Here is an 8259-nt window from a genome sequence, read left to right on the forward strand (position 1 = left end):
ATCGCGGACTCGTCGTACTCGTCGTACGCCTCGGCCTCGTCGGGCGGCAGCCAGCTCATCGCTAGATCGCCGACGGGTCGATCGGGGCGGTGCTGAGGCCGAGCATGTCATTCCACAGGTCGACGAACTGCGGCAGTGTCTTGGCCGTTGTCGCGATGTCGTCGACCTCCACCCCGGGAACGGCAAGGCCGATGAGCGCGCCGGCCGTCGCCATGCGGTGGTCGGCGTAGGCGCGCCACGGGCCGCCGTGCAGTGCCGCTGGCCGGATCACGAGGCCGTCCTCTGTCTCTGTCACGTCGCCGCCGAGACCGTTGATCTCTGCGGCCAGCGCCGCGAGCCGGTCGGTCTCATGGCCGCGCAGGTGGGCGATGCCAGTGAGCACCGTCTCGCTGTCGGCGAGGGCGGCGATGGCCGCGATGGTCGGGGCGAGCTCGCTCGCGTTGTCGAGCGCGATTCCCCGGATTCCGGTGCCGCCGGTGACCGTCAGTGCGCCATCCGCGAAGCTCACCTCACCGCCGAGATCGCGCAGGATGGTCTGCAGTTCTGCACCGACCTGCGTGGTGGTGGCCGGCCATCCCTCGATCGTCACGGATCCGCCCGCGACGAGCGCGGCGCCGAGGAACGGGGCGGCGTTCGACAGGTCTGGCTCGATGTCGACCTCGATTCCCGCGATGTCGGCGTGCGGCACGACCCAGACGAACGGCTCCGGCGACTCGACGACGACGCCACGGGCCGCGAGGGTCGCGATCGTCATCTCGATGTGGGCGAGGCTCGGCAGGCTCGAGCCGACGTGCCGGAGCACGAGGCCCTTCTCAAACCGCGGTGCAGAAAGCAGGAGGCCGGAGACGAACTGGCTGCTCGCGCTCGCATCGATCTCGAGCTCGCCGCCGGCGACGCTTCCTGTGCCGTACAGGCTGAATGGCAGCGTGCCGCGGCCGTCGTCGCTCACGTCGACGCCGAGGGCGCGCAGCGAGTCGATGGTGGTTCGCATGGGGCGCTTGCGGGCGTGCTCGTCACCGTCGAAAGCGACGGGGCCGAGCGCGAGCGCGGCAACCGGCGGCAGGAAGCGCATGACGGTGCCAGCAAGCCCGCAGTCGATCGAGCGACCGCCCTCGAGCTCTGCTGGGGTGATGCGCAGGTCTGGCCCGAAACCACCCGTGCCCTCGACCTCCTCTATGACGGTGCCGAGCGATCGCAGCGCCTCGATCATGAGGATGGTGTCTCGCGAGATCAGCGGAGCACGCAGCAGGGACGGCGAGACGGCAAGCGCGCTCAGCACGAGCTCCCGGTTGGTGAGGCTCTTCGAGCCGGGCAGCCGGAGGGTCGCCGAGAGCGGACCCGTCGCGACGGGAGCCGGCCATGGGCCCGGTTCGACGAGCGACTCGCCCTCGTTGTCGCCGTAGGGGTCGAAATCTGGCGTGGAATACCTGAATACCTGCATCGGTTACCACAGTAACGGCTGCCGCGACCGAGAAGAGGAGGCTTCAATGACAACAGTGCTCGAAGCCCCCGTGACCGGGCCGCGCTCACTCGAGGGAGAACTACACTCGTTGCTAATGAGTACCGAAGAGATCGCCGTGCCAGCCGAAGCGCCCAAGAAGGGCGCGGCCACGAAGGCGCTCTTCGAGGAGCAGGCGCTGCAGTACATGGACCAGCTCTACGCCGCCGCCATGAGGATGACGCGCAACCCGGCGGATGCCGCCGACCTCGTGCAGGAGACCTTCGTCAAGGCATACCAGGCCTTCGGCCAGTTCCAGCAGGGCACGAACCTCAAGGCCTGGCTGTACCGCATCCAGACCAACACCTTCATCAACAACTACCGTAAGAACCAGCGCAACCCCTACCAGGGCACCATCGACGACCTCGAGGACTGGCAGCTGGGCGGCGCGGAGTCGGTCACCCAGCACACATCGACACGGTCGGCCGAGGCCGAGGCGATCGACCACCTCCCTGACAGTGCTGTCAAGGATGCCCTGCAGGCGGTTCCGGAGGACTTCCGGATGGCCGTCTACTTCGCCGACGTCGAGGGCTTCTCCTACCAGGAGATCGCCGACATCATGAAGACCCCCGTAGGCACCGTCATGAGCCGCCTCCACCGCGGCCGCCGGATGCTGCGGGAACTACTTGCTGAATACGCGGCTGATCGAGGCATCGCCGTTCCCACCACTGGAGCCAAGAAATGACTGACTGCGGCTGCGACAAGGCGAAAGCCGAGCTGGAGGAGTTCCTCCACCGCGAGCTGAGCGACCAGGATGCGGCAGACGTCGCCGAGCACATGGCCAACTGCGAGGACTGCTCGCACGAGCACCTCGTCGGTCTCACCCTGACGGAGAAGGTGCGCAAGGCGTGCCAGGAGCAGGCGCCGAGCGAGCTGCGCGACCGGGTGCTGTCTGCCCTCAACGACTAGGCCAGCTACACGTCCAGTGCGCGGTTGATCAGGTCGACCTGCTCCTGTGCCGAACGCTTCGTCGAGCCCGTAGCCGGCGATGCCGAGGCGGGGCGCGACGCGACCGTGAGGGTGCGTCCCTCGAGGTGCTTCACGAGCTCGAGGTACATGAACGGCCATGCACCCTGGTTCTCTGGCTCGTCCTGCGTCCAGACCAGGTCGGCGTTGGGGTAGTTGCGCAGGATGCCGTTGAGCTCGCTGACCGGCAGCGGGTAGAACTGCTCCATGCGCACCACGGCGATGTCGTTCGACTCGCGCTTGTCGAGCTCGGCAATGATGTCGTAGAAGATCTTGCCGGAGGTGAGCACGACCCGCTTCGCGGTCGACTTGTCGGCAACGCGGGTGTCGTCGATCACGGGCAGGAACTTGCCGCTCGTGAAATCGGCGACCTCGCTGGTAGCTCCGCGCAGCCGCAGCATCGCCTTCGGCGTGAAGACGATGAGCGGGCGGCGGGGCCGCGAGTATGCCTGCCGGCGCAGCAGGTGGAAGTACGACGCTGGCGTCGACGGGCGCGCAACAGTCATGTTGTTCTCCGCGCACAGCTGCAGGTAGCGCTCGATGCGGGCGGAGGAGTGGTCAGGACCCTGGCCCTCGTAGCCGTGTGGCAGCAGCAGCACGACGCTGGAGTGCTGGCCCCACTTCTGCTCTGCAGAGGAGATGAACTCGTCGATAACGGTCTGGGCGCCGTTGGCGAAGTCGCCGAACTGGGCCTCCCACATGACGAGGGCGTTGGCCGCCTCGACGGAGTATCCGTACTCGAAGCCCATGGCTGCGTACTCGCTGAGCAGCGAGTCGTAGATCCAGAACCGCGCCTGCTGCTCGCTGAGGTTGAGCAGTGGCAGCCACTCCTGGCCGTTCTGACGATCGTGGAAGACCGCGTGGCGCTGCACGAAGGTGCCGCGACGTGTGTCTTGCCCGGCCATGCGCACCGGGGTGCCCTCCACGAGGAGGGAGCCGACCGCGAGCAGCTCGCCGAAGCCCCAGTCGATGCCACCGGTGCGGCTCATCTCGACGCGCTTCTTGAGCAGGGCCTGCAGCTTCGAGTGCACGCTGAACCCGGCGGGCGGGTTGTCGTGCGCGTCGCCGATCAACTGGATGATGGACTCGGCCACCCCGGTTGTCTCCGGCTCGCCGACGGGCTCCGTGTCCTCCGGGGCGGTGGATGTCGCCGCGATGCTGTTGCCGGCATCCTCGGTGATGACCGGGATCGATGCGGTCTGTGCCGCGTGCGTGTCGGCGAAGGCGTGCTCGAGGCGCTCCTGGAAGTCGCGGTGGCTCGCCTCGTACTCCTCCTGCGTGATGTCACCACGGCCGACGAGGGCCTCGGTGTAGAGGGTGCGCACCGAGCGCTTGGCCTCGATGAGGTTGTACATGAGCGGCTGCGTCATCGAGGGGTCGTCGCCCTCGTTGTGACCGCGGCGGCGGTAGCAGACGAGGTCGATGATGACGTCGCGCTTGAACTGCTGGCGGTAGGCGAAGGCGAGCTCCGAGACGCGAACGACGGCCTCTGGGTCGTCGCCGTTGACGTGGAAGATCGGCGCCTGGATGGTCTTGGCGACATCGGTGGAGTAGACCGAGGTGCGGCCCTCCCCGGGAGGAGTCGTGAACCCGACCTGGTTGTTGACCACGAGGTGGATGGTGCCGCCGTTGCGGTAGGCCCGCAGCATCGACATCTGCAGGATCTCGACGACGATGCCCTGGCCGGCCATGGCCGCGTCGCCGTGCACCATGATCGGCAGCACGTTGAAGGAGCCGATGGCAGCCCTGTCTTGCTTGGCGCGAACGATGCCCTCGAGCACGCCGTCGACGGCCTCGAGGTGGGAGGGGTTGGCGGCGAGGTAAACGGGGATGGTGCTGCCGTCGGCGGCGCGGAAGGTGCCCTGCGTGCCGAGGTGGTACTTCACGTCGCCGGAGCCCTGAATGGTCTTCGGGTCTTGCGTTCCCTCGAACTCGCGGAAGATCTGTCCGTAGGTCTTGCCGGCGATGTTGGTGAGCACGTTGAGCCGGCCGCGGTGGGCCATGCCGATGGCCACCTCGTCCATCTTCGCCTCCGCTGCACCCTGCAGGATGGCGTCGAGCACGACGATTGTCGACTCGCCTCCCTCGAGGCTGAAGCGCTTCTGGCCGACGTACTTGGTCTGCAGGAAGGTCTCGAATGCCTCGCCCTCGTTGAGCTTGCCGAGGATGCGCATCTGCTCGTCGTGGCCGGGCTTGGTGTACGGCTTCTCGACGTGGTCCTGGATCCACTGGCGCTGCACCGGGTCCTGGATGTGCATGTACTCGATGCCGACCGTGCGGCAGTACGAGTCGCGCAGGATGCCGAGGATCTCGCGCAGCAGCGCCGACCTCTTGCCGCCGAAGCCGCCGGTGACGAACTCGCGGTCGAGATCCCAGAAGGTGAGCCCGTGGCTGGAGATGTCGAGGTCGGGGTGGGAGCGCTGGCGGTACTCGAGCGGGTCGATGTCGGCCATGAGGTGGCCGCGCACGCGGAACGCGTTGATGAGCTCCTGCACGCGAGCGGTCTTGGAGACGTTGTCGGCGAGGTCGACGCTGATGTCGGCGGCCCAGTGGATCGGGTCGTATGGCAGGCGGAGAGCCTCGAAGATCTCCTCGTAGAAGCGGTTCTGGCCGATGAGTCGCTCGTGGATCTTCTTGAGGAACTCGCCAGAGCCCGCACCCTGGATGACGCGGTGGTCGTAGGTGCTCGTGAGCGTGATGGTCTTGCCGATGCCGAGCTCTGCGAGGGTCTTGGGGCTCGCGCCCTGGAACTCTGCCGGGTACTCGAGCGCGCCGGCGCCGACGATGGTGCCGGCTCCGCGCATGAGGCGGGGAACCGAGTGCTCTGTGCCGATGCCGCCGGGGTTGGTGAGCGAGATGGTGTTGCCCGCGTAGTCGGCGGCGGTGAGCTTGTTTGCGCGGCCGCGCGCAACGACATCCTCGTATGCGGTCAGGAACTCCGCGAACGTCATCGTCTCGCAGCTCTTGATGCCTGGAACGACGAGCGAGCGCGTTCCGTCGGGCTTCGGGATGTCGATGGCAATGCCGAGGTTGATGTGCGCTGGGGTGACGACCGACGGCTTGCCGTCTGGCTCGTCGTAGAAGACGTTCTGGCTCGGGAACTCCTTGAGCGTCTGCACGATCGCCCACGCGATGAGGTGCGTGAACGACACCTTGCCGCCACGGGCGCGCTTGAGGTGGTTGTTGATGACAATGCGGTTGTCGATCATGAGCTTGGCCGGGATGGTGCGAACACTCGTCGCGGTCGGAACCGTGAGCGAGGCATCCATGTTGGCGGCGAGGGACTTGGAGGCGCCCTTGAGCGCGGCGACGACGTTGGCGTCAGGGGTGGCCTCTGCGTCTTCGCGAGGCGGCACCGGCACCTGTGCTGTCGTGGGAGCCTCGGCAGGGATCGGCTGCGGCTTGGCCTGCACGCTCGTCGTGCGGGCGACGGGCTGGCCGGTCGACGACGGATCGACGACGGGAACGGGAGTCGTGGGGGTGGCTGGCGCCACCGTCTGCTCAGCGCCGGGAACGGAGCCGCCCTCGATCACCGGGATCGCCTGTGTCGGCGTCGGGTCTTTCGGCACCTTGTAGGTCTCGAGGATGGGCCACCACGACCGGTCGACCGATTCCTTGTCGACGAGGTACCGCTCGTACATTTCGTCAACGAGCCACTCGTTGGCTCCGAACTCGCCAGATGCGCCGTCTTCAGGCACAATTCCGGTCACTTGGCTCGACACAGCCGACCGCCTACTTTCGCTTCTTCGTGTTCGTGCACGGCAGCGCGACTTTCCTCGTCGCACCGACTTACCAGCGTAATCGACTCACGCCCGGGCGATGTGCCCAGAACCGGGGTGGACTAGCGTTAAATTCATGGAGTTCTACGAGACGACGCCAACGCACGACCTCACCTACTCCGACGTATTCCTCGTGCCGAGCGCGTCTCGCGTGACGAGCCGGCTCGACGTATCGCTCGAGCCCGGCGACGGCAGCGGGGCGACTCTTCCCATCGTCTCGGCCAACATGAACTCCGTCACGGGCCCGCGACTGGCCGCGACACTCGCGCGGCGCGGCGCGCTCGGCGTGCTGCCACAGGACATGCACCTGCAAGACCTGGATGCCGCCATCCGCTGGGTGAAGAGCCAGCCGGTCGCGTGGGACTCGCCCATCACGCTCGCCCCGACGGACACGGTCGGCGCCGCCCTGCGGCTCCTCCCTGCCGTCGCCGGGCACGGCATCGTGCTGGCCTCCTCCACCGGGCAGTACCTCGGCGTCATCCCCGGTTCTCGCCTCGAGCACGCCATGCCGGAGGCGCCGCTCGGCGACCTCCTCGCCGGAGCCGTCACCTCGATCGACGCGGATGACGTCGAGACACCGAGAGCCGCGTTCGACCTGCTCGTCGCCGCCGACCTCGACTTCGCGCCGGTGCTGCATCACGGCTCCGTTGTCGGAACCCTGAGCCGCACCACCGCCCTCCGCTCGACCATCTACGCGCCGGCCCTCGACAGCTCTGGTCGCCTGCGGGTCGCCGCCGCCATCGGCATCAACGGGGATGTCGAGGGCAAGGCCCGCGCGCTCGTGCAGGCGGGCGTCGACGTGCTCGTCATCGACACCGCCCACGGCCACCAGGAGGGCATGCTGCGCGCCATCGCGCGGGTCGCGGCCCTCAAGCTCGGCGTGCCGATCGTGGCGGGCAACGTCGTCACGACCGCCGCCGTGAAAGACCTCGTGGCCGCCGGCGCCGACATCGTCAAGGTCGGCGTCGGGCCAGGCGCCATGTGCACGACGCGCATGATGACGGCGGTGGGCAGGCCCCAGTTCAGCGCGGTGCTCGAGACCGCCGCTGCAGCACGCGAGCTCGGCGCGCACGTCTGGGCGGACGGCGGCGTGCGCTACCCGCGGGACGTCGCGCTGGCGCTCGCGGCCGGGGCGGCATCCGTGATGATCGGGTCGTGGTTCGCCGGCACCATCGAGGCACCGGGGGAGCTGCGGGTCGACCCGGCCGGCCGCACCTACAAGGAGAGCTGGGGCATGGCCTCGACGAAGGCAGTGCAGCAGCGCTTCGACCGCCTCGACGCCTACGAGCTCGCCCGCAAGACGCTCTTCGCCGAGGGCATCTCGTCGTCGAAGATCTACCTCGACCCGCTGCGGCCGTCGGTGGAGGACCTTCTCGACATGATCACCTCCGGGCTGCGCAGCTCGCTGACGTATGCGGGCGCGCGATCGCTGCCGGAGTTTCACCAGCGGGCGCTCGTCGGCATCCAGTCGGCTGCCGGCTACGAAGAGGGCAAGGCGCTGCCGGTCTCCTGGTAGCTCTCCTGCTGGGGCGACGCCGCCCGCAGTAAATTCAGGCTCACGCGGCATCCATCCATATATGGACGATGGACGCCGCCCCATCCTGAATTTCGTGATTCGCGCCCCCCTCATTCGGGTCACTTGTATATAGTGATGACTTGAGTATGGTTGGGGTATGGCCCTTCAGGAACCCACCTTTCTCATCCTCACCTCGCTCGCGCAGGGGCGCCGCCACGGCTACGCGCTGATCAAGGATGCCGCGGAGCTCTCTGGCGGGCGCATCGCCCTCAAGGTCGGCACCCTCTACGCCGCCCTCGAGCGGCTGTCGACCGAAGGGCTCGTCGCTGAGGCGGGCGAAGAGGTGGTCGAGGGTCGACTTCGACGCTTCTACGTGCTCACCGAGGAGGGGGCGGCGACACTCGCCGACGAGGTCGAGCGCATGCGCTCCCTCGCCAACCACGCTGCCGCGCGACTGCAGCAGCGACCAGGCCTGGCCTTCGCGTGACCCGGCTGCTCGA

6 protein-coding genes are annotated in these 8259 nt (G+C 67.6%); 4 read left to right on the forward strand and 2 right to left on the reverse strand.

The annotated features are described in order from the left end of the window. Positions 1–61: 61 nt before the first annotated feature. Positions 62–1441: a 3-phosphoshikimate 1-carboxyvinyltransferase gene (gene aroA / locus AC14A7_RS09205; protein WP_484008352.1), complete on the reverse strand. Its 1380-nt coding sequence runs from the start codon at positions 1439–1441 to the stop codon at positions 62–64. Between the two features lie 115 nt (positions 1442–1556). On the opposite strand from aroA, the gene AC14A7_RS09210 reads away from it, so the two are divergent. Together AC14A7_RS09210 and AC14A7_RS09215 are read left to right on the forward strand one after the other, a co-directional pair. Continuing rightward, positions 1557–2183, forward strand: coding sequence for a sigma-70 family RNA polymerase sigma factor (locus AC14A7_RS09210; protein ID WP_484008353.1), 627 nt, complete (start codon positions 1557–1559; stop codon positions 2181–2183). Then, a complete protein-coding gene (locus tag AC14A7_RS09215) occupies positions 2180–2407 on the forward strand; it encodes a zf-HC2 domain-containing protein (RefSeq protein WP_484008355.1) in 228 nt (75 codons plus the stop codon). Before AC14A7_RS09210 ends, AC14A7_RS09215 begins: the two co-directional genes overlap by 4 nt. A gap of 5 nt (positions 2408–2412) precedes the next feature. Here the strand turns inward: AC14A7_RS09215 and AC14A7_RS09220 are convergent, their stop codons facing one another. Further along, entirely contained in the window at positions 2413–6186 is a 3774-nt protein-coding gene (locus tag AC14A7_RS09220; protein WP_484008357.1) for a multifunctional oxoglutarate decarboxylase/oxoglutarate dehydrogenase thiamine pyrophosphate-binding subunit/dihydrolipoyllysine-residue succinyltransferase subunit, read from the reverse strand. A 133-nt stretch (positions 6187–6319) separates the two neighbouring features. Here AC14A7_RS09220 and guaB1 point away from each other — a divergent pair, with 133 nt between their 5' ends. Together guaB1 and AC14A7_RS09230 are read left to right on the forward strand one after the other, a co-directional pair. Continuing rightward, positions 6320–7759 (forward strand): GMP reductase, encoded by a 1440-nt coding sequence (guaB1, locus tag AC14A7_RS09225; RefSeq protein ID WP_484008359.1) that lies wholly within the window; start codon positions 6320–6322, stop codon positions 7757–7759. 157 nt (positions 7760–7916) lie between these two features. After that, positions 7917–8246 carry a PadR family transcriptional regulator gene (locus tag AC14A7_RS09230; protein WP_484008360.1) on the forward strand — a complete coding sequence of 110 codons (330 nt, stop codon included), beginning with the start codon at positions 7917–7919 and terminating at the stop codon, positions 8244–8246. Positions 8247–8259: the final 13 nt, after the last annotated feature.

It is taken from the genome of Conyzicola sp., from assembly GCF_057073975.1.

Coding starts and splice junctions, on each gene's coding strand:
- aroA (WP_484008352.1), bottom strand. CDS start 1,441: ATGCAGGTATTCAGGTATTCCACGCCAGATTTCGACCCCTACGGCGAC.
- AC14A7_RS09210 (WP_484008353.1), top strand. CDS start 1,557: ATGAGTACCGAAGAGATCGCCGTGCCAGCCGAAGCGCCCAAGAAGGGC.
- AC14A7_RS09215 (WP_484008355.1), top strand. CDS start 2,180: ATGACTGACTGCGGCTGCGACAAGGCGAAAGCCGAGCTGGAGGAGTTC.
- guaB1 (WP_484008359.1), top strand. CDS start 6,320: ATGGAGTTCTACGAGACGACGCCAACGCACGACCTCACCTACTCCGAC.
- AC14A7_RS09230 (WP_484008360.1), top strand. CDS start 7,917: ATGGCCCTTCAGGAACCCACCTTTCTCATCCTCACCTCGCTCGCGCAG.